The sequence below is a fragment of the Acinetobacter sp. AND/436 genome (assembly GCF_049546925.1).
GTDB lineage: Bacteria > Pseudomonadota > Gammaproteobacteria > Pseudomonadales > Moraxellaceae > Acinetobacter > Acinetobacter indicus.
In genome coordinates, this window is the sequence record NZ_JBMXBO010000013.1 from 1 (window position 1) to 25,377 (window position 25,377).

25 protein-coding genes are annotated in these 25,377 nt (G+C 44.7%); 11 read left to right on the plus strand and 14 right to left on the minus strand.

What is annotated here, in order from left to right:
• Positions 1-184: 184 nt before the first annotated feature.
• A complete protein-coding gene (locus tag ACPEPR_RS10620) occupies positions 185-793 on the plus strand; it encodes an HAD family hydrolase (protein WP_423562413.1) in 609 nt (202 codons plus the stop codon).
• Positions 794-1,077: 284 nt separating this feature from the next.
• Positions 1,078-1,353 carry a DNA-binding protein gene (locus ACPEPR_RS10625; RefSeq protein WP_321121075.1) on the plus strand — a complete coding sequence of 92 codons (276 nt, stop codon included), beginning with the start codon at positions 1,078-1,080 and terminating at the stop codon, positions 1,351-1,353.
• A gap of 513 nt (positions 1,354-1,866) precedes the next feature.
• On the opposite strand, the gene ACPEPR_RS10630 is transcribed toward ACPEPR_RS10625, so the two are convergent.
• The 3 genes from ACPEPR_RS10630 to ACPEPR_RS10640 form a co-directional block, all read right to left on the minus strand.
• Positions 1,867-3,447 carry a sensor domain-containing diguanylate cyclase gene (locus ACPEPR_RS10630; protein WP_160241792.1) on the minus strand — a complete coding sequence of 527 codons (1,581 nt, stop codon included), beginning with the start codon at positions 3,445-3,447 and terminating at the stop codon, positions 1,867-1,869.
• 217 nt (positions 3,448-3,664) lie between these two features.
• On the minus strand, positions 3,665-4,129 hold the full coding sequence (locus ACPEPR_RS10635) for a hypothetical protein (protein ID WP_180036469.1): 465 nt from the start codon (positions 4,127-4,129) through the stop codon (positions 3,665-3,667).
• A 71-nt stretch (positions 4,130-4,200) separates the two neighbouring features.
• Positions 4,201-5,451 (minus strand): YncE family protein, encoded by a 1,251-nt coding sequence (locus ACPEPR_RS10640; RefSeq protein WP_104484165.1) that lies wholly within the window; start codon positions 5,449-5,451, stop codon positions 4,201-4,203.
• Positions 5,452-5,713: 262 nt separating this feature from the next.
• On the opposite strand from ACPEPR_RS10640, the gene ACPEPR_RS10645 reads away from it, so the two are divergent.
• Positions 5,714-6,334 carry a 5-formyltetrahydrofolate cyclo-ligase gene (locus tag ACPEPR_RS10645; protein WP_016659255.1) on the plus strand — a complete coding sequence of 207 codons (621 nt, stop codon included), beginning with the start codon at positions 5,714-5,716 and terminating at the stop codon, positions 6,332-6,334.
• A 126-nt stretch (positions 6,335-6,460) separates the two neighbouring features.
• Positions 6,461-8,887 (plus strand): endopeptidase La, encoded by a 2,427-nt coding sequence (gene lon, locus ACPEPR_RS10650; protein ID WP_016659256.1) that lies wholly within the window; start codon positions 6,461-6,463, stop codon positions 8,885-8,887.
• A 236-nt stretch (positions 8,888-9,123) separates the two neighbouring features.
• On the opposite strand, the gene ACPEPR_RS10655 is transcribed toward lon, so the two are convergent.
• The gene (locus ACPEPR_RS10655; RefSeq protein WP_005179272.1) at positions 9,124-10,086 is read right to left on the minus strand and encodes a M28 family peptidase; all 963 of its coding nucleotides are present in this window, start codon (positions 10,084-10,086) and stop codon (positions 9,124-9,126) included.
• Between the two features lie 152 nt (positions 10,087-10,238).
• Here ACPEPR_RS10655 and rlmH point away from each other — a divergent pair, with 152 nt between their 5' ends.
• The 3 genes from rlmH (at position 10,239) to ACPEPR_RS10670 (ending at position 12,527) form a co-directional block, all read left to right on the plus strand.
• Positions 10,239-10,721, plus strand: coding sequence for a 23S rRNA (pseudouridine(1915)-N(3))-methyltransferase RlmH (gene rlmH, locus ACPEPR_RS10660; protein WP_005179274.1), 483 nt, complete (start codon positions 10,239-10,241; stop codon positions 10,719-10,721).
• A 112-nt stretch (positions 10,722-10,833) separates the two neighbouring features.
• Positions 10,834-11,610, plus strand: coding sequence for a dioxygenase (locus tag ACPEPR_RS10665; RefSeq protein WP_423562414.1), 777 nt, complete (start codon positions 10,834-10,836; stop codon positions 11,608-11,610).
• A 155-nt stretch (positions 11,611-11,765) separates the two neighbouring features.
• Positions 11,766-12,527 (plus strand): META and DUF4377 domain-containing protein, encoded by a 762-nt coding sequence (locus ACPEPR_RS10670; protein WP_168405560.1) that lies wholly within the window; start codon positions 11,766-11,768, stop codon positions 12,525-12,527.
• Positions 12,528-12,605: 78 nt separating this feature from the next.
• Here ACPEPR_RS10670 and gdhA read toward each other — a convergent pair whose 3' ends face one another.
• A complete protein-coding gene (gdhA, locus tag ACPEPR_RS10675) occupies positions 12,606-13,949 on the minus strand; it encodes an NADP-specific glutamate dehydrogenase (RefSeq protein ID WP_160232379.1) in 1,344 nt (447 codons plus the stop codon).
• 341 nt (positions 13,950-14,290) lie between these two features.
• Here gdhA and ACPEPR_RS10680 point away from each other — a divergent pair, with 341 nt between their 5' ends.
• Together ACPEPR_RS10680 and nth are read left to right on the plus strand one after the other, a co-directional pair.
• Positions 14,291-15,088 (plus strand): RnfABCDGE type electron transport complex subunit B, encoded by a 798-nt coding sequence (locus ACPEPR_RS10680; RefSeq protein WP_104470011.1) that lies wholly within the window; start codon positions 14,291-14,293, stop codon positions 15,086-15,088.
• Positions 15,089-15,091: 3 nt separating this feature from the next.
• On the plus strand, positions 15,092-15,802 hold the full coding sequence (nth, locus tag ACPEPR_RS10685) for an endonuclease III (protein WP_005179284.1): 711 nt from the start codon (positions 15,092-15,094) through the stop codon (positions 15,800-15,802).
• A gap of 94 nt (positions 15,803-15,896) precedes the next feature.
• Here nth and ACPEPR_RS10690 read toward each other — a convergent pair whose 3' ends face one another.
• The 4 genes from ACPEPR_RS10690 to ACPEPR_RS10705 form a co-directional block, all read right to left on the minus strand.
• Complete coding sequence (locus ACPEPR_RS10690) at positions 15,897-16,103, minus strand: hypothetical protein (protein WP_104487352.1); 207 nt, start codon at positions 16,101-16,103, stop codon at positions 15,897-15,899.
• A gap of 88 nt (positions 16,104-16,191) precedes the next feature.
• Positions 16,192-16,851: an adenylate kinase gene (gene adk, locus ACPEPR_RS10695; protein WP_005179287.1), complete on the minus strand. Its 660-nt coding sequence runs from the start codon at positions 16,849-16,851 to the stop codon at positions 16,192-16,194.
• 82 nt (positions 16,852-16,933) lie between these two features.
• Positions 16,934-18,250, minus strand: coding sequence for a hypothetical protein (locus ACPEPR_RS10700; protein ID WP_005179289.1), 1,317 nt, complete (start codon positions 18,248-18,250; stop codon positions 16,934-16,936).
• Between the two features lie 62 nt (positions 18,251-18,312).
• Complete coding sequence (locus ACPEPR_RS10705) at positions 18,313-18,831, minus strand: hypothetical protein (RefSeq protein ID WP_104484164.1); 519 nt, start codon at positions 18,829-18,831, stop codon at positions 18,313-18,315.
• 239 nt (positions 18,832-19,070) lie between these two features.
• Between ACPEPR_RS10705 and mrdA the strand changes: the two genes are divergently transcribed.
• Both mrdA and rsmD read left to right on the plus strand, forming a co-directional pair.
• Entirely contained in the window at positions 19,071-21,083 is a 2,013-nt protein-coding gene (gene mrdA, locus ACPEPR_RS10710; RefSeq protein ID WP_423562415.1) for a penicillin-binding protein 2, read from the plus strand.
• Between the two features lie 3 nt (positions 21,084-21,086).
• Positions 21,087-21,641: a 16S rRNA (guanine(966)-N(2))-methyltransferase RsmD gene (gene rsmD, locus ACPEPR_RS10715; protein WP_160241127.1), complete on the plus strand. Its 555-nt coding sequence runs from the start codon at positions 21,087-21,089 to the stop codon at positions 21,639-21,641.
• 52 nt (positions 21,642-21,693) lie between these two features.
• Here rsmD and ACPEPR_RS10720 read toward each other — a convergent pair whose 3' ends face one another.
• From ACPEPR_RS10720 to ACPEPR_RS10740, 5 genes are all read right to left on the minus strand, one after another.
• Positions 21,694-22,125 (minus strand): hypothetical protein, encoded by a 432-nt coding sequence (locus ACPEPR_RS10720; protein ID WP_163145584.1) that lies wholly within the window; start codon positions 22,123-22,125, stop codon positions 21,694-21,696.
• 338 nt (positions 22,126-22,463) lie between these two features.
• Positions 22,464-23,078, minus strand: coding sequence for an urease accessory protein UreG (ureG, locus tag ACPEPR_RS10725; RefSeq protein WP_005179298.1), 615 nt, complete (start codon positions 23,076-23,078; stop codon positions 22,464-22,466).
• 153 nt (positions 23,079-23,231) lie between these two features.
• Positions 23,232-23,897: an urease accessory protein UreF gene (locus tag ACPEPR_RS10730; protein ID WP_005179301.1), complete on the minus strand. Its 666-nt coding sequence runs from the start codon at positions 23,895-23,897 to the stop codon at positions 23,232-23,234.
• A complete protein-coding gene (ureE, locus tag ACPEPR_RS10735) occupies positions 23,884-24,369 on the minus strand; it encodes an urease accessory protein UreE (protein ID WP_104487343.1) in 486 nt (161 codons plus the stop codon). Before ureE ends, ACPEPR_RS10730 begins: the two co-directional genes overlap by 14 nt.
• Before the next feature lie 127 nt (positions 24,370-24,496).
• Positions 24,497-25,372: a DUF2971 domain-containing protein gene (locus ACPEPR_RS10740; protein ID WP_423562416.1), complete on the minus strand. Its 876-nt coding sequence runs from the start codon at positions 25,370-25,372 to the stop codon at positions 24,497-24,499.
• Positions 25,373-25,377: the final 5 nt, after the last annotated feature.

A 25,377-nucleotide genomic window follows, 5' to 3' on the forward strand; every position in this document is an offset into this window, starting at 1 on the left:
TAGGACACTTAAAAATGCTTTGGCATTCACCTGAACAGATAGGTTTGAATTTAAGTTAATCAAATAAAGCAGAAAAGTTCAGTTCGCCCTCCTCTTTAAATGATTCTGACTTAAATTTTGATGAATAAAAGAGTTGATATAAAACGCTAGACCATATGCTTAAACTTTTAATGAGATAAGAATAGTGAGTAAACGACCTTATAAAGCAGTAGCCTTTGATGTATTTGGTACGCTAATTGAAATTAAAAATAGCCAATCACCTTATAAAAAAATGATGAAATGGCTTAAACAGCAAGGGCGTAAACCACAACCAAATGATGCTGCGACGATCATGTCGCTAGATGGCGATTTTGAAACAATCGCTTCTTATCTTGGCTATCAACTCCCTGTCCCCTTGTTAGCTGAAATGAACGACGATCTTCAACATGATTTAAAACATATGCATGCTTTTGAAGATTCAATTCCCACGCTCATTGAGCTTAAAAATTTAGGGTATAAATTGGCAATCTGTTCCAATGCAGCGACGCCTTATGGTGAAAGAGCACAAAGCATACTCCCGCCTTTAGATGCTTATGCATGGAGCTTTAAGGTCGGTGCAAATAAACCTGATCCAACGATATATCGATATTTTTTAAATCAATTAAAGTGCCAACCCAATGAAGTATTGTTCATTGGCGATACCCAACTAGCTGATGTGGATGGACCAAAAAAATTGGGGATGTCTGCACAAATAATCCATCGTAAAAATGGTGAGAGTCTTTTAGATGTGCTCCAACCCTTTTTGAAAAAATAAAAATCATTTTTAAGTTGATGCTTAAGATACCAAATTTGGTACTTAACTCATGACATTTGGGGTTTAAGTACCAAATCTTGTACATAACAAGCAGGCTTAAATGATTAATTCAGCAAGCATAGATGTGATTTTTTTTATTTCATAAATTTTATTAATAACCATTTTTTTGAATTTTTAAACGAAACGAGTTTTAAAAAAAAATCATGTGTTACGTTTTAGCCATCACAAGATATTTCTCCAGATATATCTAAATAGCAAAACTGTTATAGGAAATAAAAAATTTAATGAAACAAAGATTAGATCGTATTGCTCGTATGTCAGAAGAGCAACGTTTGAGCTCAATTCATCAATTTTGGAATCTTCCCGAGGATGCAGTGTTCTCACCCGAAGTAGTCGCATTAGTATGCGATATGTCACTCTCATGGCTTCAGGCTAAACGATGCCAAGGTAATGGAATTCCTTTTGTTAAAGTAGGGCCTAGAAAAGTTGGTTACACAAAAAGAGATGTAATAGAGTTTTTAGTTAAAAATAGGTATATGAATACCTCCCAATCCAATTAATACTCAATTTTATCAAAGGCCATATAGGCCTTTTTTTATTCTATAAAATGTATACCCAGTGTATACCTCAATGCAAAAAATACAGCTTAAATTCCATGTATACCCAGTGTATACTGTAAAAATATTGCTTAAAATCGTTTTCTATATTTAGATAGCGTATTAGCAAAAATATTTATGAAAATTAATTTGTTATGGATTTATTTTTATTGTTCAATACATTCTAATATTGCTTAATTCATGCAACCAGCTTTGAACTCATCGGGTTCAGGGTAACGACACATGCAGCGGCACCGTCGGAGGGTTTAGCTGATTTATCCTCTATTCAGTCCTCAGAATTTCTATATTTCCTCTTTTTTATAAGTAATGATTCTCTCGCTCTAATCTTTTAAAGCTTCCAACTAACCGTTAAGCCCTCTTGTAGATACAACCCATCTTAAAAGAACGCCATCCCGAATTAAATCAGTAAGATCGATTTGATTAACATCTTCACAAGATTGCAGTTCAGCAAAATTTTTAAGCAGACGACTTGACTGTAGAACGGATGCAATTCCGCCCACTATGTTTTGCTTCATAAAGTTTATTATCTGCAATTTTTAGTACTGCAGCCACATCGACGGCATCTTTTGGCCAGAACGCGATGCCAATAGAAATCGTGATTTGTCCCATCTGGTTAATCTGGTTGTCTTGCATGGTTAGTCTGAGTCGTTCAGCGGCTTTATGTGCTACAAGCGGATCTGCCGTGGTCATCAGTACCAAAAATTCTTCGCCACCACTACGACAGCAAATATCATGTTCCCTAAAATTAGTTTGCATTATTTGCGCGAGCGTTTTTAGTACCACGTCACCTTGATCATGCCCATACTGATCATTAATTTTCTTAAAAAAATCAATATCAATGGCCAAGGCCGCAAATGCGGTCTGGGTATTGACCAGCTCCTTTAAAAACACCTCCATACCACGGCGATTATATAAACCGGTCAAGGGGTCGGTATTGACATGCTGTTTCAGCTCCGTAATCCGGTTTCTAAAATTTTCCGAGCTAAGTAATAACGAGGTTCTGAATTTTAAGACCTCAAAATACCAGGGATCGACTTTTTTAATTTTATCCTGAATATCATGCTGATTCAGCATACTGGCCATTTTGGCCAAGCGGTTTAAAGGCGATGAAATAAAGTTGGAAATCCACCAGACCAGCAAAAAGATAAACAGATAGAAAATAAAAATGCCCACCGATACTTTGAACAGTAAAGTATGCGCTTGTGCCAGCAAGGCATCTGTTGGTTGCTGTGAAATCACGATCCAGTTGACACTGGGAATATGGGCAAAACCGGCAAGATTATCGACACCCAAACTGTTGGTCAGCTGAATGGAACCTTTCTGATGCTGTCGAATATAAGCCAGTCCGCTATTATTGATAATTTTTTCGCCAATACGATTTTCATCGGGATGGAAAATAATCCGGTCATCCTGATCCAGTACATACAGATGACTATTTTTATAATCATATTGGGTCGAGAGCATGTCATTAATGACATTTTTCTGTTGTAGATAAATGGTCCCGCTAATCATGCCCAGATACTGCTGCTGATGATAAATTGGCTGTGACATCAGAATGACCAGATTGCCCTTTACCGACCAGTAAGGCGATGAAATATAGGTTTTTTTCTGCTGTAAGGACTCAATAATTCCGGGCGTGCTATAGGTTTGCTGAAAACTTAAAGCTAAACTTTTGGGTGCATAGGCCAGCATCTGCTGTTGAGGATCGACCAGTAAAATGCTGTTAAAATTATCTGACTGATATTTGAGCCGCTTCACTTCGGCATAGGTTAATTCCGGATTATTAATATCCTGTTCTAATTGTTTGGCGCTATATTCCAGCTCTTTAAGCATATCACTAAAGTGCTGGTTGGCGCTGACCGCTATTTTTTCTGCATATTTTTCATTTACTGATAGCGAGTTTTGAATTAACTGATCTTTAATCACATAATTCAAAATAAACAAGCTCACCACGAATAAGCCCGACACACTTAAAATGGTCGAGTACAGAATCAGTTTACGCAGATTTAGCCTTAGTGATAAAAGTAAACGCTTCAGCAACACTAACCCCAAACCAGACAAAAAAGCGTGATATGTATCACTTTATCATAATTTTATATTTTGACATCTAAAATTAAGGTTTTAATTTGACCATTTTTAGTTGTACTAACAAATAGCCACGCTGCTCTTGCGGAAGATGAGAGATGCTGTGGTGCGGTTGAAAAGTCTTAATCTTATCTCTATTACCATCTTAATAAATATGTAACTTTTCTTGCTATTTAATCCCTTCAATTTCCCTTTTATTCTGCTCAATTTCATGACTCATTTCAGGTAATATCTGCTGTAAAAAATCCAGCAGGCTGATGGCTTCTGGTTTTTGCACAACGTTTGCTGCCACCAGCGCTTTCTGCTCTGCCAGCAATTGACTAACGGCGCGCAACTCCGGCTTTTGCCCCTGCCCAAAGCCAGTACTGATTTCAGCAAATTGCCGATATAACTGCTCACGGCGTGCCAACAATTCAGGTGAATGCTCTGTACTGGTCTCCACTACCGATTCAGAAACATTCGGCTCTGCCTGACTTACATCTACCGCTGGATTCACAGCAGTAACAGAGGATGAAACTGGCTTGGGTTTAGCAACAGCCTGTTGCGATACTGGCCGGAAAAACCACAAGATCAATCCGGTTAACAGCACCAACAGGCCAATTCCAAGCCACAATCCAAGATTGATTTTTTTCATAGGCATAATCAACGAGCAGAATCAGCCAGCGCATTCCTGCTGCTGTCTGACTCCTCCTCACAGCTCAACCATTAAGGCGTCGACCAGTCGGCTGGCACATAACCAACACGAACCCGTTGCGGATGGTTCCCCACTGGCACACTCAGCACTTTATTGCCCGTTGCAAAATCAATCACGGTCACTACATCAGTTTCACTTTCTGAAATTACACAGCTTCTGCCATCTGGACTGCGCGTAGCCCAATACGGTTTACCGGCCGGAATGAGCTGAGTGGCCTGTAAGGTGCGCCGGTCCACAATAGTGGCATAGTCATCCATGGTGCCTGCTACACAGAGCTTTTCCCCATCGGCACTAATGGATAAACCATGATGGCGCGAGTCATTGACCCATTTGGTCCGGTCTTTAGGAATAGTGCTACTGCCCGGCAGCTGGGCGATGCGAGTAATCTTGTCCTGATTTAAATCATATTCGACCAGACCATTAAAGAAAGATACCTGCGCATAGAGCTTGCTTTCATCTTTACTGAACACCATCGGACGTACCGAGTTCGACAGGTCTTTACGTCCAAAAGCATCTAAAGCCGGACGCAAATCAATTTTTTTCAGCACCTTATAGGTATTGGCATCGGCGATGGTAATATAGCGTTTGCCCTTGGTGAAATCCTGCCACTGTGCATCGAGTGAGGTTTCCACATTCCCAATCGCCGAGTTCAGAATTTTGCTGCCATTGGCAAAATAGATGTTTTCATGGGGCTTATCGCCCGTTGCAAAACGGCCCAGCTCTTTACCGGTATGAATGTCCAAGACATGCACCACATTACCAGAAGAAGCTGACACCGCCACACGCTGACCATCTGGTGATACCGCCATATGATCCGCACGGAAGCCTTCTACCGGTGTGCGCCAGTTAATTTTTCCGGTTTTGATATTAATTGACACCACATCGGCAAAGCTTGGCCGCGAGGCCACAATTGACTGGCCATCTGGAGTGGAGTACATATCATCGACCAGCTGGTCATTGCCCTCGCCCGCGGTTTGCTGAATGTAGGTATAGGCAATTAGCTTGATTGGATTTAAATGAATTTCCAGCAGCCGCTGTTTGCGGTCCGGAATCATATTCACCACCCCAATCTTGCCAAAATCACCGGAAGGACGAATCACTGTGACCGTTCCATCCCAGTTATTGCCCACAAAGAAAACCTGTTTGGAATTGGCCGGTGCAGGCATTTCTGTAGAGGCTGCCTGAGCAACGCTAGCGCTGAGTGCCGTGACAGCACAAACGGCCGGCAGCAGATATTTACGCAGGGTATTTTTATAGTCCATGTTATTGTTTTCCTAACCATGTGTTCATTTTTAATTTGTTCTTGTCATACTCACGTATCAACACTGCATCAGCATAAAGACAACAGGCCCTAGAAATCTATCCGCTTGCTGTAAAATCCGACGGAAGCCCATTTGATCTTGCAGATCGAGCATCAATAAGCTCCGGTTTTTGCAATACATCTTATTAGTGAAAATCTGTAACGGTCCTGCTCCCTTTGCAAGTTGTGCAGAAAGGATTAAACTGCGGGCACCACTTGTTTTTATGCCCTGCTCTGTGACCCACGACCTGATCCAGCTCCGTAAACAGCTGCGCAAACAACGCCGCCAGTTAAACCGCTTTCAGCAACGTCAGGCTGAGCAGCAGGTATTGCAGCGGTTACGTGCATGGCCGGCGTATCGGCAGGCTCAGAAAATTGGCGTGTATTTACATGCCTTTGGTGAAATTCATACCACTAAAATCATTGAACTCTGTTTTGCCCAAGGTAAACAGGTGTATTTACCAATGATCTGTAATATGAATGACCGGCTGGTCTGGGTGCGTATCCAGCAAGGTCAATATCGTAATAAACGCTTTGCCTACCATCGTTTGGGTATGCAGGAACCGATGGCCAGTCGTGGCCAGCATGTCTCCGAACTTGATCTGCTCTTGATGCCTTTACTGGCCTGTGACCGGCACGGAACCCGGATTGGGATGGGCGGCGGCTATTATGATAAAACGCTGGCCAGCGCCCCGACCACACCGCTGCGGGTCGGGCTGTGTCATGATTTCCAGATTGTGGATGTCCCTTTGGCGCGTGAGGCCTGGGATCAGCCGTTAGATGCCCTGATCAGTCCACATTTCCAGTATTCTTTTCAGCGCAAGTTTGCGATTTATAATCATTAACAATGAATTAAAATCATCAACTTAGCTAAATTTCTAACAATTTATAGGCTTCGGCCCTTGTAATTTTTAAATTACCCATCACTATAAAAAACATGGCAACACCGTTGTCACTCATTAGGAGTGCCCATGTCTGAAATTATTATGAATGAACAAACCTTAGAGCCTCAGGTTCCAAGTGTATTACCGCTTTTAGCGCTACGTGACGTGGTGGTTTATCCGCACATGCAAATTGCGCTATTTGTAGGTCGTGAAAAATCGATCAATGCAGTTGATGTGGCTCGTAACAGTGACAATCTAGTATTTGTAGTTGCGCAAAAAGATTCGCTTACAGAAGAAATTGATCACGACAATTTATATCAATACGGTACTGTCGCGAAGATTGTGCAAGTTGTGAATCACGAAAATGATGAGAACTGCATCAAAGTCCTGATTGAAGGTCTGCATCGCTCGAAGCTGGTCGAAATTATCGAAGAAGAGGACCATCTAAAAGCAGAACATCAGTTAAGCCCAATGACGGTTGCGGTAGACAGTGAGGTTCAGGCCACACGTGTGCTCGAATTGCGTGCCCTGTTTGCACAATATGCCGAAGCAAAATTACGTAATGCGCGTGAACTGATTGCTGCGGTCAACAAAATTGATGACCTGCTGCAATTGCTGTTTTTTGTGGCGACCCGCGTTCCACTGAATATCGAAGTGAAACAGAAATTCCTGGAACACGACGAGTTTGAAGCACATTTACAGGAACTCATGACCTATTTGCTGCAACAGTCTGAAGAACAGCAGATTGAGCAAACCCTGCATGATTCTGTCAAACGCCAGATGGAAAAAAACCAGCGCGAATACTTCCTGAATGAAAAAATGAAAGTCATTCAGCGCGAACTTTCCGATATGAATGGCGGTGCGGAAGATGACGTTGCGGAAATTGAAAAACGTTTGGCCGAAGCTGATTTACCAGAACACGTGCGTAAAAAAGCCGAATCTGAACTGCGCAAGTTAAAAGCCATGCAACCGGCGTCGAGTGAAGCGGCGGTGGTCCGTAACTATCTTGAAGTAATTCTGGATACGCCGTGGAACAAGGCCAGCAAAGTCAGCATCAACCTGAATAAAGCGCAGGAAATTCTGGATGCCGATCACTATGGTCTGGACGAAGTCAAAGAACGCATTGTGGAATATCTGGCAGTTCAATCACGCGTGAAAAAACTGCGTGGCCCGATTCTGTGTCTGGTGGGTCCTCCGGGTGTTGGTAAAACCTCTTTGGGTGAATCAATTGCCAAAGCCACTGGCCGTGAATTTGTGCGCATGGCGCTAGGCGGGGTCCGTGATGAAGCGGAAATCCGTGGTCACCGTCGTACCTATATTGGTGCAATGCCGGGTAAAATTGTGCAGTCTTTAACCAAAGTTGGCGTCAAGAACCCGCTGTTCCTGCTCGACGAAATTGACAAGATGGCGCAAGACTACCGTGGCGATCCTGCCTCGGCGATGCTGGAAGTACTCGATCCATCACAAAACAACAAGTTCAATGATCACTATTTAGATCTGGACCTGGACCTGTCTGAAGTGATGTTTATCTGTACTGCCAACAGCATGAATATTCCCGAAGCGCTTCTGGACCGTATGGAAGTGATTCGTCTTCCGGGTTATACCGAAGAAGAAAAAGTGAATATTGCCGATCGTTATCTGGTGCCAAAAGCCATCAAGAATAACGGTTTACGTGGCAAAGAACTGACCGTACATGAAGAAGCAATTCGTGACATCGTACGTCGTTATACCCGTGAAGCCGGTGTGCGTAGCCTGGAACGTGAAGTGTCCAAAATTGCACGTAAAGTGGTCAAAGAAGCGGTCAGCAAAAAAGCCAAAAACCTGCAGGTTGAGGTCAACGCGGGCAACTTGCCAGACTACTTGGGTCCACACAAATTCGACTTCGGCATGGCGGAAGAAGAAGCAGAAGTGGGTCGCGTGAATGGCTTGGCCTGGACCTCTGTGGGCGGTGAATTACTGACCATTGAAGTGGCGACCATGAAAGGCAAAGGTACTTTCATTACCACCGGTTCACTCGGTGATGTCATGCAGGAGTCGATTAAAGCAGCCATGACAGTAGTGCGTACCCGTGCCGACTCTTTGGGCATTGAATCTTCAGTCTTTGCTGAAACTGATGTACACGTGCATTTACCTGAAGGTGCAACACCAAAAGATGGTCCATCGGCAGGTCTGGCGCTAACTACCGCGCTGGTATCAGCCTTTACCGGTATTCCAATCCGTCCGGATATTGCCATGACTGGTGAAACCAGCTTGCGTGGTCGTGCTATGCGCATTGGTGGCTTGAAAGAGAAACTGTTAGCCGCACACCGTGGTGGTATTAAACTGGTGTTTATTCCACAGGAAAACGTCCGTGACCTGGCGGAAATTCCGGATAACGTCAAAGACGGTCTGGAAATTAAAGCAGTGAAATCCATTGATGAGATTTTACCGCTGGCATTAACCTCAATGCCAAAACCACTGGTGAAAGCACCGATTGTAAAACCGGTAGAAGAGGGTAAGGCTGCACGTCACTAAGTGGTGCCTTCATATCTTCTCCACAAAAGAGAGCTTCGGCTCTCTTTTGTTGTTTTCGGGTGATGAAATGTTCCACTTGAAAAATTTCCGTTCATCTCCATCTATAATAATACAGAGCATATTGCTGTAAGTTTCTTTTTTTATTCCTGCTCATCGTATGGCCATTCAAACTCCAGATGAATGGCCTGTTTGACCGCAGTCCTACTCTATTTCAGGGCTGCGTTTTTTATGGCCGCTTATGGCGTTGCCCCGAGCAGTTGATGAATCAGCCCATCAATCACCTGGCCCATTTTGGTGACATTTAAAGTATCCAGCGTATCCTTTTCGGTATGATAATTCGGATTACGATAATGCGAAGTATCGGTAATCAGTAGCGCCGGAATATCATGCTGCCAATAACTGCGATGATCCGAGAAACCGGCTGCACTGACAAACGCCGGCATCACCAGCCGTTCACACTGCAATTTATCTAACAGGCGCATCTGTTGACAGTATTGCTCACCCAGCGCATTGGACTGAAAATTACTGATCGCGGCAATATAATTGCCATGACTTGGATAAATCCATTTTAATCCCATCGGATACTGCTGGATTAAACGCGAATCATAGTAGCCAATCATTTCCAGCACATAGACTGCCTGAATATGCTCTTTTTCGGCCAGAATAGATTTGGCATGTACCTGACTGCCCATAAACTCGGTCTGATAATACGGTGCTTCTTGCAGGGTATAAAAAACAAACTCGACATTATGCGGCAGCTTGGTTTTTTCCTGGCTTAAAATACGCGCTATTTCAATTAATCCGGCCACACCGGAAGCATTGTCATCAGCGCCCTTCTGGTTACCATGCACATCATAATGCGCACCTAAAATCACCCGATCTGAACGGCCAACCTTTAAATGACAGACCACATTGCGATAACTTTTTCCATTCACCGGATAAGTCTGGTACTGGCATGGAATGCCGAATAAACGCATCTGCTCTTTAATCCAGGCCGAAACCCGGTTCAATTCTTCAATATTTTTATGATTGCGGTACACACCCGGCGGCCCGATAATCTGCTGCAAATAGACTTTCAAATTTTGCGGATCAGCCGGTTCATATAATGAAATGGCGGCGGATAGCGGCTGCATCCAGCCCAGCAGCAAAGTACAACCCAATATCCCTAAACCGTTTTTAATCTGTTGAAATAACCACATTTATTATTGTTCCATACAAAAGCAGGTTTTATTGTCCTGTGGCTCATTAAAGCAACAGCAGCATACAGATTACAATTTCAAATTGTGTCTTTTCTCCTGCACAAGCGGCTTTCAAGGTTATAATTACTTTTCATTTTCTTGCCTGTTTTATTATGAAAATCCGTATTCTGACCATTGGTCAAAAAATGCCGGCTTGGGTACTGACTGGTTTTGAAGATTATTTCAAACGTATACAGCCTTTTGTACAAACCCAGATTATTGAATTGCCGATGGCCAAACGTGGCAAAAATGATTCAGAAGCCGATATTTTAAAATACCGGCAGATTGAAGGTGATAGCATCTTAAATGCTCTGAAAGCCAATGAAACCCTGATTGCACTGGAAGTGGGTGGGCGTGAATTCAGCACCGAAAAACTGGCTGAAACCATGAAAGGCTGGATGCTGGAAGGCAATGATATTGCCCTGGCCATTGGCGGCCCGGATGGTCATTCGGAAGCAGTGCGTAAAGCTGCAGCATGGCACTGGTCTTTATCTAAACTGACCCTGCCACATCCACTGGTGCGAGTGATGCTGATTGAACAGCTGTACCGGGCCATGAGCATTAACCATAATCATCCTTATCATCGGGCGGGTTAAGAAAACCCTACCCATTGTTTCGTATTTAGAACATTCTGTTGAACCCGACCCGGTTTAATAAAGCATGTCGCTTTGACATGATAGGACCAGAATCGTGACATAGGCTTTCATTATGAATTTACAGACCCTTCCCGGCTTATTTATATCGCATGGTTCGCCTATGCTCGCGCTCAATCCCGAACAGGTCGGGCCGGCACTTGTCCGTTTAAGCACCAATCTGCCGAAACCGCAGGCGATTGTGGTGATGTCTGCGCATTGGGAAAGTCGCAGTCTTGAAGTCAACACCGGTATTCGTCCAGAAACCTGGCATGATTTCCGCGGCTTCCCGGAAGAGCTGTACCAGATTCGCTATCCGGCGCCCGGACAACCTGAGCTGGCCGAAGAGGTATTACAGCTGCTGGCCAATGCCGGTTTTAATGCGCATGCCAACAGCACCCGCCCGCGCGATCATGGGGTATGGATGCCATTGCTGCATATGTATCCTGAAGCGGACATTCCGGTAATTGAAGTGTCGTTGCCGATGCATCTGCAGGCTGCAGATCTGTACAAGATTGGCCAGACTTTGGCAGTGTTACGAGAACGCCAAATTCTGCTGATTGGTTCAGGCAGTATTACCCATAATTTAAGAGAGTTATCTTGGGACAACCAGCACAGCGCGGTGCCGGAATGGGCTTCGACTTTCCGTAATTATGTGGTCAGCAAACTGGCGCATCAGGACTATGATGCGGTACTGGACTGGCCGACCATTCCGTATGTCAATCGCAACCATCCCACTATCGAACATCTGGCACCCCTGTTTTTTAGCATGGGCACCGGTCATCGTTTTAGTATTGTGCATAGCAGTTTTACCATGGGTGCACTGGGTATGGATATTTACCGTTTTGACTAAAATCTAGCGCGACCAAACATAACTTTTTATTATTTATTAACAAAAAATTATTTATGGATACATTTTGCAACCGGAAAGGGGCAAATGTATCCATTTTTTTAAATAGCAAATCGGTTATATTCTGATAAATTTCCGATAAGTGCTTTATTTATAAAATGAAACTCAAATATTTAGCTATTTTACTTTTCCCTTTAAGCTTGGCCGCTTGCCAGAGTAGTGATCTGCAACGTGCGGGAGATCTTGCAGTGTCTGTATTACAACAACAAAATGCCGATAAGATTGTCAGCGCTTACCAATGGTCTTTAGATACCGGCACAGCCAAACCCTTGACCCTGAATTTTAATGACAATGGCCGTTTAAGTATTGGCACCAGCTGTAACCAGATGGGCGGTAACTGGCAGATTAACAACAACCAGTTGCAGGTCGGTATGTTAATCAGTACTGAAATGGCCTGTGAAGCCAGCGCCATGCAGCAGGAACGTTTTGCTGCTGCCCTGTTCCAAAAACCTGTCAGCGTGCAGCTGGACATGAAAAATACGCAACAACCGAGCTTAATCTTGACCGCTGCAGATGGCCAGCAACATACTTTTCAGGGCAAAATGACGCCGGAAACCAAATACCAGTCGGCCGGTGAAACCATCTTCCTGGAAATTTCCCCGGAAACCAAAGCCTGTACCGGCGTTGCTCCACAAACCTGCTTGCAGGTACGCGAAGTCAAATACAATGAACAGGGTCTGAAAACCCAAGTTGATCAGGACTGGACTTTATTCTATGACCAAATTGAAGGCTTTCAGCACAATCCGAATGAACGCCAGATTATTCGGGTCAAGCGTTATGAACTGAAAAACCCGGCGGCTGATCAATCCAAATATGCCTATGTACACGATATGACGGTTGAAACTGGCCGGATCAATTAACAGCAGATCTTAAAAAATAACCCATAAAAAAAACCGAGGTCAGTGCCTCGGTTTTTTCAGCTTATACGCAGTTAAAACTTAGTATACGCCTTGAGCCAGCATTGCATCAGCAACTTTTACGAAGCCTGCAATGTTTGCGCCGTCTACGTAGTTAACAGTACCATCTTCCTGAGTACCGTATTTCACGCAGTTACGGTGAATTTCTTTCATGATTGCGTGTAAACGCTCATCTACTTCTTCAAACGTCCAGCCCAAACGTAATGCGTTTTGAGACATTTCCAGACCAGAAGTCGCTACACCACCAGCATTTGATGCTTTACCTGGTGCATACAGAATTTTCGCCTCAACGAATTTCTCAACTGCGTCTAAAGTAGACGGCATGTTGGCACCTTCAGCCACACAGATTGCACCGTTAGCCAGTAATACCTCAGCATCTTCACTGTTTAACTCGTTTTGAGTTGCACATGGCAGCGCGATGTCACACTTGATACCCCAAGGACGTTTGCCTTCCAAGTATTCAAAACCGTGTTTAGACGCAAATTCAGAGATACGGCCACGTTTGATGTTTTTCAGATCCATCACTTCTTTCAGCAATTCGTCTGTGAAACCATCTTTCACATACACAGTACCGTTAGAGTCAGACAGTGAAACCACTTTCGCGCCCAGGAACATGGCTTTTTCAGCAGCGTATTGCGCGACGTTACCTGAACCAGAGATTGCTACGACTTTGTCTTTGAAGCTGTCGCCACGAGTTTTCAGCATTTCCTCAGCGAAATAAACTGTACCGTAACCTGTTGCTTCTGGACGTGCCAAAGAACCACCAAATGTTAAGCCTTTGCCCGTGAACACACATGAAGTGTCATTGCTCAGCTTTTTCATCATACCGGCCATATAGCCAACTTCACGGCCACCTACACCAATATCACCCGCCGGGATATCTGTGTCTGAACCTAAATGACGATAAAGCTCGATCATTAACGCCTGGCAGAAACGCATGATTTCGCCTTCAGATTTACCTTTAGGGTCAAAGTCTGAACCGCCTTTACCGCCGCCCATTGGCAAAGTAGTTAAGGCATTTTTGAAAGTCTGTTCAAAACCTAAGAATTTCAGGATAGACAAGTTCACTGACGGGTGAAAACGCATACCACCTTTGAATGGACCAATTGCCGAGTTGTATTGAACACGGAACGCACGGTTCACATGAGTTTGACCCTGATCATCTACCCAGGAAACGCGGAACTGGATCGCACGTTCTGGCTCGACTAAACGCTCTAACAGACCATGTGCAGCGTATTGAGGATTCTTTTCAATGAATGGCCACAGGCTGGTCATCACCTCTTCTACTGCTTGTAGAAACTCTGGTTGATAGGCATCACGTGTTTTAACGTAATCTAGGAAATCGTTAAGGCTGTTATATTTCAACGCTTAATCCTCAGCAGAATGTTGGATCAAAATTGGGCAAAATTTCAATCAATGATTTATTTTGGCGCAAAATATTAAATATCTTTTGTTAACAATCTACAATAGTTTTTTTCAAAAAACTTTATTTAATCCATATTTTCAATAAATTAGATTGATCAAAATTGAAAAATTATTCCATTTTTTGTAAGCAAATATGTATTTAAAATTGGCCATTTTGCCCAAAAATAAAGCAGATTATGGTCCAACTTTGTACACAAGCTTAATGCTTGAAAACATGCTAGAATCTGCGGCTCAGGTTTATTGTTCGCTTTCTCTGCGCCCTTCGCAGCCGTGGTTTTTACATGAATTCGCAAATTGCTCTCATCCAGAATATTGATGCCTTGCTTCCTCAAACCCAATGCGGTTTATGTGGACATCGGGATGGATGTTTACCCTATGCAAAGTCGATTGCCGAAGGTGAAGCCGCCAATAAATGTGTACCGGGCGGTCAACCGGTTGCCGATGCGCTGGCCAAACTGCTGGGCAGAGAACGCTTAACCGCCGAAGCCAGTGTCTGGCCCATTCAGTCCGATGGCCGTCCGCAGCGTATGAAAGCGGTGATTCGTGAAGATGAATGTATTGGCTGTACCAAATGTATTAATGCCTGCCCGGTCGATGCCATTTTAGGTTCCGGCAAACTGATGCACAGCATTCTGACCGACCTGTGTACCGGCTGTGAACTGTGTATTCCACCCTGCCCGGTGGACTGTATTGATCTGGTTGAAGATGTCAAACCCGTACCCACAGACGCGGAACGGATGAGCGAGCAGAAGGATTTACGCCAGCGCTATTATGCGCACATTCAGCGTGAAGAGCTGCGCCGCCTGCACCGTAAAGGGCCCGTGGTGCGTGCTGAGATTGATACCGCGCTGTTCGCCCAGTTCTCGCAGCAGACCGATGCCGTACCGGAAATCCAGATGGTTGAAAAAGCCGATCATCCGGCTGTCACCCACGATGCCAAAACCACCATCGAGCTGGCCAAGCTCAGAACCCAGATCAAAAAATTAGAAAAACAGCTGAGTGTGCGTGAAGATGCCAACAAGCGCGCGCAACTGGCGCAGCTTCAGCAACAATTACAGCACTTACAGGGAGAGGCCTAATTCATGAGCAGCGCAGTCAAACCGGTAAAAAACTTGACCCGAAAGCAGGTCTATACCTTTTTTGAGCGCTTGCGTGAACAGCGTCCGCATCCAACCACCGAACTGAATTTCTCCTCACCGTTTGAATTGCTGGTGGCAGTGACCTTATCGGCGCAGGCCACCGATGTTAGCGTGAACAAAGCCACAGACAAATTATTTCCAGTAGCGAATACTCCGGAAGCGATTTATGCACTGGGGGTTGATGGGCTAAAGGACTATATCAAGACCATTGGCCTATATAATTCCAAAGCGGAAAATGTGATTAAGGCCTGTAAAATCCTGATTGAAAAGCATAACAGCCAGGTACCGGAAAATCGGGCCGATCTGGAAGCCTTGCCGGGTGTGGGGCGTAAAACAGCCAATGTGGTGCTGAACACAGCGTTTGGTCAACCGACCATGGCAGTCGACACGCATATTTTCCGTGTCGGCAACCGGACCGGTTTAGCCGTGGGTAAAAATGTGCTGGAAGTGGAGCACCGTCTGGTGAAAGTGATTCCGAAAGAATTTATCGTTGATGCACATCACTGGCTAATTCTGCATGGCCGCTATTGCTGTATTGCCCGCAAGCCTAAATGCTATGAATGTGTAGTGGCCGATGTCTGTAACTGGCCAGACCGGTTTGAGTTTGGAGCTGCGCGCCAGATTGCAGTCAAAAATATTGAAGCTGAATCCTGAATTCAGCTTTTTTTATACTTGAAGATGACCTGCGCTGCATATTCGAGGTAGATCATTCAATAATGCTGACCTAAGCCGGGCGACCAAAAGCCGCTTAGTCTTGTGCGTCTTTATCTTGCGCTTTTTTCTGCTGCTCTAATTGCGCCTGCAATTTAGGATGCAATTGACGTTGCTGTGGCTGGTTGGCATTTTCAGCACGTTCTTCCTGACGCACTTTCAGCAGCATTTTATAGCTGATATAAAACAGACCCACCAACATGGCCAGGAACAGCACCATTAAAATTAACACACCAATTTTCACCGAGGCAGTTTCCTTATACGCACGCAAATAAAAAAGGAGCCCTACTATGACCGAGGACTCCCTTAAAGTCAAAACAATCAGCGGGTGATTATTTTGCCTGATCTAAAATTGCGAACAGATCCGCTTGTACATCTTCAATTGGACGTAGACCGTTAAGTTTGTCATACGTCGGTGCATTTTCACCTGTCGCTGCGCGGCCTTGGTAGAAACCAACCAGTTGCTCAGTTTCAGTGTGGTAAGACGCTAAACGCTTACGAATGGTTTCTTCCTGGTCATCTGGACGTTGTACCAGATCTTCACCCGTTTCATCATCTTTACCTTCCACTTTTGGCGGATTGTAAACGATGTGATAAACACGACCAGAAGCCGGGTGCTGACGGCGACCAGACAGACGCTGTACGATTTCTTCGTCCGGTACATCAATTTCAATCACGTGATCAATGTTGATGCCTTCTTTTTCCAGCGCTTCCGCTTGTGGAATAGTACGCGGGAAACCATCAAAAATGCAGCCATTGGCACAATCAGGTTGAGCAATACGCTCTTTCACTAAACCGATGATCAATTCATCTGAAACCAGACCACCGCTTTCCATTACGTTTTTAGCCTGTAGACCTAATTCAGTACCTTCACGAATCGCAGCACGGAGCATATCACCGGTTGAAATTTGTGGGATATTGTAGCGCTTACAGATCAACTGAGCTTGTGTACCTTTACCTGCTCCAGGTGGTCCGAGTAAGATAATGCGCATAAAAAAACATCCTCATTTTTAACAATGTACATGACACTTTGTTCATGACGAACTCAGGTTCGACATGCTGTCCAGCATCCAATTATAAGAAAGCGACAAACAAATGTATTAAACCAGCAATAAAACCGGTTACCCCTCCCAATACAATCAAGATCCATTCATCTTCCTGAAAGGCAGGACGCAATAAATTTTGAAACTCTCTTGGTGTAAGTTCAAGAATACGTTCTCTAAACATTTGATAGATTTTCTGTGCACGGCTCGCATTAAAGGCTGGGTCGCATACAGGCACCATCGTAATTTCAATTGAGCGATCGATCAAGTCTGTCTTGAGTTTTGCGTATTCTTTTGGCCCTAAAGACAATTGTAAAGAGGTTCTGACCAGTGGGGTTTCCATAATTTCATTAATATGGCGTTTAACAATCCGACGGGTCTTGTCTTTTTTACTGCCATACATCATTTCGGTCATAATGGATTTTAAAGTAATTAAATCTTCGGTGACCACACTGGCAAATACATCAGACACCTCTTCCTGGCGCTTCATAAAGGCACCCTGAACATTATAGGTGCCAATGCGCGGAATAACAGGTTTAATCCACGGAAATTTGCGACTCTGTGTTCGCGTAAAAAATTGTGGATACTTCACATAATGCGGTTCAATCGGGTTGAACACCATCCAGATCGCAATCCAGTTGGTTAAAAAGCCCCAGATGGCGGCCCAGAATGGTACGGTCCAGTGCCACGGCACAATAAACCAGACAATCATCTGGAATATACCAAAGAACATCCCGATTAACGCACTGATATGCCAGATAAAGTTAATTTCTTTCTGGCCCACTTTCAGGAACATGCGCACCATTAAACGGCGGTCGCCTTCCATCTGGCGTACCACCATTTCGCGCATATCCACCAGTGACTCGACATTCAAAGTCAGTTCAGTGACCAGTTCACGTAGCACCGCAGGCAGCTGTTTATGTGCCTGGGCATAAATGCGGCGTTTAATTGAATACGGCAGGTTCTCCCACAGCACAGCATTGCGATCGATCATCACCTCATCAATTAAATGCTCCAGCTCGAAACCGACCTGCTCGCCAATAATCCGTGCCATATCTTCCGGGTCCATGGCATCCAGAAATTCGCGCAATGAGCCCAGTTTAGACAAGGTATTGTCGGTAATAATGCCTGAAATACGCCCGGCTTTTCTCGGCACAATCCCCTGCCAGCCCACCGGCAACGGCCCCAGATGAAAGCCCCAGAAATTAATGGGATAGAACACCATTTTCAGTGCCATCCACACGTGGGCCCAGGTCACAAAAGCGGTGACAGGGATAATGCTGAGCACAGCCCAAAAATCCGGGCGATTCAAAAAGGTTTGCCACAACTGATTGATGTACTCAAGCATGCATATTTTCCATATTTATTTCTAATTACCGGATTCTAAAAGCATTTAACTCGCTATTCTGGCTATAAACCCACACTTAAAGTATAGGAAAATTGTAGTTTTGGCTCGGTTTCTGCAATCACCCGACCGGCCCGATCTTCCAGTTTTTCACCTGCACCAATCCCCACACTAAAGGTACTGATCCGTTCACGGCTCAGCAAGACATAAGCAAGATCTACACCAGCGCCCAGACGTGCTTTCTCTTTCTGGTCGACCACTTTGGATTCAAGATGACCCGCATAAGCTCCGATATAATAACCATTTTTATCTTTACCGGTGAAATGATATGGCAAGCGAAAGCCAATTTGTCCACCCGGTTCATGATCCCCATTTAAAAATGCCCCAGCTTTGGCATAGGCAATGCCGTAGGGATTGACCCATTCTGCATTTAAATGAAGTAATTTTTGTGTAATTCCTGCCCCGATATTCCAGGTTTTTGTATCTTCCCCGGTCAATTTTGCCTGTGGGAAAAAAGAAGATTCTTCGGCATAGGCCACATTGCACAGTGCAATACATGCCACTAAGGAATATACTTTTTTCATTATTTTCACCAAGTTCCTTAATTCTAATTGTAAAACAATCCTGTTTTATTTTTTTGACTGTAGCAGATTTACCCGGATTCTTATATACAGCAGCCGATCTTTTTATTGTCGCAAAAGTCAAAAACCTAAATCACATTATTTGTGTCGAATCGGTCATGCAGGCATACGCAAAGCGCTGTGTTATCGGCTAGAATAACAGCCCTATTCTCATCTCCTTGATCTGTTTAAGCCGATTGCATATGAAACAGCACTTTCCTTTAAAAAACGTTCAGCAAGAAAAGCGCATTTTTCGCAATCGGGTATTCATCTCTATCGGGCTGGTCAGTTTCTTTTTACTGCTGCTGGTGGTACGTTATGCCTATCTGCAAATCAGTAGCTTTGATGAGTTTGCCACCGCATCTGACAAAAACCGGATTCGCCTGCAACCCTTAGCGCCCGCACGCGGTTATATCTATGACCGTAATGGGGTGTTGCTGGCCGATAACTATCCGGTCTTTACCGCGACCTTAAGCCGGGCCGATGTCGAAGATATTGATGCCACCATCGAACGGCTGACCCCGATTCTGGAACTGACTGAAGAAGATATTGAACGCTTCCAGAGCCGGATTAAAACCGCGCGTAAAACTGAACGGGTCTCCATTAAACTGAATCTGAACGAAACCGATATTGCCCGTTTCAGTGAAGTAAAATTCCAGTTTCCCGGGGTGAATATTGAAACCCAGATGACCCGTTACTATCCACATGGTGAGCTGTTTGCGCATGTGATTGGTTATGTGGGCCGGATCAATGACAAAGAGCTGAAAGAGATTGATAAAGATGCCTACGCCGGCACCAACCTGATTGGTAAAATTGGCGTAGAAAAATCATATGAGCATTTACTGCACGGCGTACCGGGTAATGAATCGGTCGAGGCCGATGCACACGGTAATGTACTGCGTCATTTGGGCCGTAAAGATCCGGTTCGCGGTAATGATCTATACCTGTCCTTAGATTATGGCCTGCAAGTGGTGGCCTCTGAACAGCTGGCTGGCCGCCGTGGTGCGATTGTCGCGCTTGATCCACGTACCGGGGAAATTCTGGCGCTGGTGTCGAGCCCCAGCTTTAACCCGAACCTCTTTGTCACCGGCATCAGCCATACCAACTATGCCGCCCTGCGTGACAATATTGACCAGCCGCTGTATAACCGTGCCGTGCAAGGGGTGTATCCGCCCGGCTCGATCATTAAGCCAATGTTTGGTTTAGGCGGGATTCATTATGGTCTGGTCGACTGGAGCACTGCGATTCAGGATTATGGCTATTTCACCTTACCGGGCGATAGCCACCGTTTCCGTGACCATAAAAAATCGGGGCATGGCATTGTCAATATGCACACTGCTCAGGTGGTGTCCTGTGATACCTATTTCTATGTACTATCCTACCGGATGGGCATTGAAAAGATGAATGACTGGATGCGCCAGTTTGGTTTTAGTGAGCGCACTGGTGTCGATTTACCAAGTGAAAGCACCGGCCTATATCCAAGTCCGGAATGGAAGATGCGTACCCGCAATGCCAAATGGATGCGCGGCGAAACCATTTCCGTCAGTATTGGTCAGGGCGCCTTTACCGCGACGCCATTACAACTGGCCATGGCCACTGCCATTACCGCCAACCAGGGCTTTAAAGTCACGCCACACGTGCTGCGTGAAAGCCGCGGTGCGCGTCCATTTAAGGTGCATAATGGTACCAATGGCCGCATTGAATTTAACGGGACCGACGAAGACTGGATTAAAATGCGCGATGCCATGGTGGATGTCATTCAATCAGGCACCGGTAAAGGCATTAAAGGCGGCCTGCAATATTCAATTGCCGGAAAAACCGGGACCGCGCAGGTCAAAAGTATTGCCCAGGGCAAACGCTATAATGAAGCACTGCTCACCGATCGCCAGCTTGACCACGGTTTATTTGTCGGCTTCGCTCCGGCAGAAAAACCTGAAATTGCCATTGCGGTGATTCTGGAAAATGGCCGTGGTGGGAGTGCTGCCACTGCCCTGGCCCGTCCAATTCTGGATTACTGGCTACTCAACAAAGACAAGAATCCGATTCGCCCATCTGCGGCCCAAATTAGTGGTGGCCTGATGACCGCCGGTTTAAAGCCAAGTGAACTGCCAAGTGCCGAAGGTGCTCGTAGCACCACCACTCCGGCTCAGGATACTGCTGCATCTGCGCCAGCAACACCGGCCGCTGCCCCATCTGCCACAATAGAGAGTAACTAAACCATGAAAAACCAGCTACGAATTATTGGTGGAGACTGGAAACGTCGCCAGTTGGCCTTTGCCAGTATTGACGGTTTACGCCCGACGCCGGACCGGGTGCGTGAAACCCTGTTTAACTGGCTGATGTGGGATGTGCAAAATGCCAAAGTGCTGGACCTGTGTGCCGGCTCGGGGGCGCTTTCCTTTGAAGCGCTATCACGTGGTGCTGCACAGGTCACCATGATTGAACCGGACCGCACTCAAGCCCAGTTCCTGACCCAGAACCTAGAACTGTTAAAAGTCACCAAAGCCCGCGCCCAGTTAAAAATCAGTACTGCACAGCAGGCGCTGGCCAGCCTGAAAGACAGCTATGATCTGGTGTTTCTTGATCCGCCTTATAACCTGGATTTATGGGAACAGCTGGCACAATTGGCTGATCCATTAATTCAGGATAAAGGCTTGATTTATGTCGAGGCCGACCGTGATCTAAACCAGCTAAAACTGCCGGCCTCCTGGCAGCAAATCAAGGAAACCAAAGCCGGTACAGTCCGCGCCGGACTGTATCAGAAATCACTTTAACGTTTGATTGAACGGTTATAAAAAAAGGATTCCAGATGGAATCCTTTTTGATTTATACGCCCGGTCGTAATGGACGCTGCACTCCAGAAGTCGGCGGCAAAGCCGTCACTGGTTTGGCCTTAGCTGGATTACTCACCTGTGGCTTCTTCACGGGCGGCTTGTTGGCCACCGGACGATTTGGCTTTACCGGTTTGCTTTGTGCAGGTTTACTCTGTGTCGGTTTATGTGCAGGACGATTGGCCTGACCCGGTTTTTGCCCATGCGGACGTTGAGCATGCGGTCGATTCACTGGCTTAACCGATGGACGCTGCTGAATATACACCGGACGGCGTTCATGTTCCCAACGCGACACGGTATATGGATAGTTTGAATAGCCTCGATCATAACCGGTATAAACGCTATGTCGTGGACCATTCTCATACGGCGTGACCACACACCCGGTAAGCGCCACCGCCACCAGCGACACAAAAGCCAGCTTTTTCATGCAATTTATCCCCTGTTCAGATGGCTGCATTTTCAGCAATCAGCATGAATTTACTGGCAATTTTTTGTTGCGTTCCTGTATGTGCAAGTTCATATTTCATCCATATCTAGGCTATTTTTCTGGTGGATAAAAGAAAAGACTGGCCGAGTTTCTGCCGAGTTAAGGTTTTATCTGCCCTGCCTGATCTACTATTTGCAAGTGGAGATCAAAATTGGTTCAGAAAGATGAGCTTTTGACTCGATATTCAAGCAGTGCAAATGTTAAATGCTCACAAGAAAAAAGACAGCCATAGCCATCTTTTTAGAATCAGGGAAAAATAGAGATATTGCTTAGGCTATTTAGTTTTTAAACAGGCCCTGTTTTTCAATAAACTCAATAATCTGCTCCAAACCATCTTTGGTTTTCATATTGGAAAATAAAAATGGTTTATCACCACGCATGCGCTTGGCATCCTGATCCATTACTTCCAGACTGGCGCCGACCATCGGGGCTAAATCGGTTTTGTTAATAATCAGCAAATCAGATTTGGTAATGCCCGGCCCACCTTTACGTGGAATTTTTTCACCACCGGCCACATCAATCACATATAAAGTCAGATCGGATAATTCCGGACTAAAGGTTGCTGCCAAGTTATCGCCACCACTTTCAATAATGATCAATTCCAAGCCATCGAACTTTTCACACAAGTCGTCAATCGCTGCCAGGTTAATCGAAGCATCTTCACGGATGGCAGTGTGCGGACAGCCACCTGTTTCGACACCGACAATCCGGTCTGGGCTCATGGCTTCGTTGCGGGTAAGAAAGTTGGAGTCTTCCTTGGTATAAATGTCATTGGTGACCACCGCCATGTTATAGCGCTGGCGCAAGGCCTGACATAAATTGAGAGTAAGTGCAGTTTTACCTGAACCGACTGGACCACCGATGCCGACACGTAATGGAGAACGTTCTGTCATGTTGATTTTCCTTATAAATGCCCTCTCCTTCTAGGAGATGAGCAGTAATACTGTGCAAGGGTGAGGTAATTTCCCTCTCCCTTACCCTCTCCCATAGGGAGAGGGAATATTGATTAATTTTTTAATTCCTCTAAAAGAGAAATTAAGGATTTTTTAAGATCTAAATAAGCGTGAATACTGAGTTTCATGCGCCATACTCAGCATGGCGTAATTGGGTAAGGCGCTACTGAGCTGCTCATCTTCCAGCGTTAAGGCTTTTTCGATGGCTGCCGGAACCTGCTCATGTAAATACCATAAAATCCGTTGCCCACTCATCTGCCCCAGCGGGACAGTTTTCACCGCCGCCAGCACCTGATTTTCCAGCACAGTAAAGGTATAAGCGGTTAATACATCTGCGTCATTGAGACCCAACTGGCCGCAGAGCTGGGCATAAACCGGCACAAAACCTAGCTGTTTTTTCACCGTCACCGGCATTTTCAGCACATCTTTAATCCATGCATTAAGAGAAAATGCCAGCTGCTGTGATTCTGCTAAAAGTTCACGGCTTTCCCGACTGGCACGATAAATCTGCGCCCAATGATCAAACTGTGTGTCATCATCATAAAATTGCATCAGCCGTTTTAAGACCGGTAGTTCAAAACGTACCAGTAGCATCTCCAAGACTTCTTCAAAGTAGGCGATGCTACTGCTTTCATCTTGAATCAGGCCCTGATCAATCGCACTTTCTACCCCTTGCGAATAGCAATACGCTCCGACCGGTAACGCTGTCGAAGACAGAGTCAGCAGTTTGAGCAGTTGCGCTGCATTAGTGATGGGCATGGGCGTGAATAGCCTTGATCGGGCTTAAACGATGATCATGACTGTGCTGTGCGTATGCCCCGCTTTCTGGTTCAAAGGGATGCTCGACTTCACTCACAGTCAGCCCCAGTCCAATGACCATTTCAGCCAGCACATGATCTGGTTCAAAATACAGTGCAGTTGGCGTGAGCATCAGCGGTACATGGCGGTTGCCGAGGTGATACGCCGCTTTCAATAAATCGAAATCGGTTTGGGCGACCACTTGCATCAGGTGTTCAGGTTTCGCATCGACCCGGAGTACATCGCCTTGTTCAGTGGCAATAAATGAGCCGCTACGCAAAATGCCGGTACGCGGCAGGTCTGCACCAATATCGGCGCCTGATTTTAATGTTGCACGAAATCGGCTCTTTTGGCGGGTGTCAAAACTGAGTTCGACGGTTTCAAAAGTGCTTCCCTCTGAAATGTGTTCTATTCGTTGAGTGTAGATGTTCATGCTGTTCCTTTTGTCACGAAGATGTTTTGCTTTGGCTTATGTTTTTCAATTTCAAAGCAAAACATCTGTAAATTTACGCATCAAAAGTAAGCATTTTTTATGCCAATTATGAGTTTTCTTGGTGCATTTAAGAAAATAAGAAATCTTTTAAAGTTTTAGTTTTCCTATCCAATATAGGATGATCTTTTACAAAAATTTTAAAGCTATTTGGTTTTAACTCAGCCTGATAAACCTTCACTTGCTCTTTATATGTTGTATTAAAATATGAAATTGCTTCCAACAATTTGAATTTATTAGCATCTTCATCTGTGAGTTTTGCACCTAAAATCACTGACGAAATATACTTTGAAGGAATAATTTTTAATAATGAATCAAAATTATTTTTATCATAGTCATGTGCCAAAACTCTAAACTCTTTCTCATATTCCCAGTCTTTAGCTTTGACCAAATACTGATTACTTACGAAACCTAACATTTCAGCACTAAACTCTGGTCTAAAGAATCTTAGAGGATCAGACATTAATAACGGGAATTTAGGAAATTCATCTTGATATATAACGGAGTGAATTTGAAATGCAGCATGAACCCATTCAATAGTCGGATGAGGGATTTTAAATTCGACTAAAAAACCTTTATGGCTCTGAGCATAATGAGACCACATCAACATATTAAGTGGATTATTATTAAAACAAGTTACTGATAAATTTGAACGTATGGCATCAGAGAAGTGTTTTTGTAATATTTCATGTTGTGCGTCAGGAACATCCTCAAATTTAATCTCAGCCATGCAATCATAAGGGTCATTGAAATTATCAGGTGGCGTAAATTTCAGTTGTAATTTTTTAAATAAATTCAGAACGTAAAGATCACGGTCAAAACTTAAATGTTTATAAATATAGTAATAATGATCATCGCACTTAATATCTATAAATTGTTTTTGATAACTGGGCTTCAATGTTTCTTGAATTGCACCAAATAAAATTTTTTCATGTGTTTTATTCAAGAGCT

Bases quoted from the DNA above. Each gene is read 5' to 3' on its own strand.
- ACPEPR_RS10625 (WP_321121075.1), top strand. From the start codon at position 1,078: ATGAAACAAAGATTAGATCGTATTGCTCGTATGTCAGAAGAGCAACGT.
- ACPEPR_RS10635 (WP_180036469.1), bottom strand. From the start codon at position 4,129: ATGAAAAAAATCAATCTTGGATTGTGGCTTGGAATTGGCCTGTTGGTG.
- ACPEPR_RS10640 (WP_104484165.1), bottom strand. From the start codon at position 5,451: ATGGACTATAAAAATACCCTGCGTAAATATCTGCTGCCGGCCGTTTGT.
- ACPEPR_RS10645 (WP_016659255.1), top strand. From the start codon at position 5,714: ATGCCCTGCTCTGTGACCCACGACCTGATCCAGCTCCGTAAACAGCTG.
- lon (WP_016659256.1), top strand. From the start codon at position 6,461: ATGTCTGAAATTATTATGAATGAACAAACCTTAGAGCCTCAGGTTCCA.
- ACPEPR_RS10655 (WP_005179272.1), bottom strand. From the start codon at position 10,086: ATGTGGTTATTTCAACAGATTAAAAACGGTTTAGGGATATTGGGTTGT.
- rlmH (WP_005179274.1), top strand. From the start codon at position 10,239: ATGAAAATCCGTATTCTGACCATTGGTCAAAAAATGCCGGCTTGGGTA.
- ACPEPR_RS10665 (WP_423562414.1), top strand. From the start codon at position 10,834: ATGAATTTACAGACCCTTCCCGGCTTATTTATATCGCATGGTTCGCCT.
- ACPEPR_RS10670 (WP_168405560.1), top strand. From the start codon at position 11,766: ATGAAACTCAAATATTTAGCTATTTTACTTTTCCCTTTAAGCTTGGCC.
- ACPEPR_RS10680 (WP_104470011.1), top strand. From the start codon at position 14,291: ATGAATTCGCAAATTGCTCTCATCCAGAATATTGATGCCTTGCTTCCT.
- nth (WP_005179284.1), top strand. From the start codon at position 15,092: ATGAGCAGCGCAGTCAAACCGGTAAAAAACTTGACCCGAAAGCAGGTC.
- adk (WP_005179287.1), bottom strand. From the start codon at position 16,851: ATGCGCATTATCTTACTCGGACCACCTGGAGCAGGTAAAGGTACACAA.
- ACPEPR_RS10700 (WP_005179289.1), bottom strand. From the start codon at position 18,250: ATGCTTGAGTACATCAATCAGTTGTGGCAAACCTTTTTGAATCGCCCG.
- ACPEPR_RS10705 (WP_104484164.1), bottom strand. From the start codon at position 18,831: ATGAAAAAAGTATATTCCTTAGTGGCATGTATTGCACTGTGCAATGTG.
- mrdA (WP_423562415.1), top strand. From the start codon at position 19,071: ATGAAACAGCACTTTCCTTTAAAAAACGTTCAGCAAGAAAAGCGCATT.
- rsmD (WP_160241127.1), top strand. From the start codon at position 21,087: ATGAAAAACCAGCTACGAATTATTGGTGGAGACTGGAAACGTCGCCAG.
- ACPEPR_RS10720 (WP_163145584.1), bottom strand. From the start codon at position 22,125: ATGAAAAAGCTGGCTTTTGTGTCGCTGGTGGCGGTGGCGCTTACCGGG.
- ureG (WP_005179298.1), bottom strand. From the start codon at position 23,078: ATGACAGAACGTTCTCCATTACGTGTCGGCATCGGTGGTCCAGTCGGT.
- ACPEPR_RS10730 (WP_005179301.1), bottom strand. From the start codon at position 23,897: ATGCCCATCACTAATGCAGCGCAACTGCTCAAACTGCTGACTCTGTCT.
- ureE (WP_104487343.1), bottom strand. From the start codon at position 24,369: ATGAACATCTACACTCAACGAATAGAACACATTTCAGAGGGAAGCACT.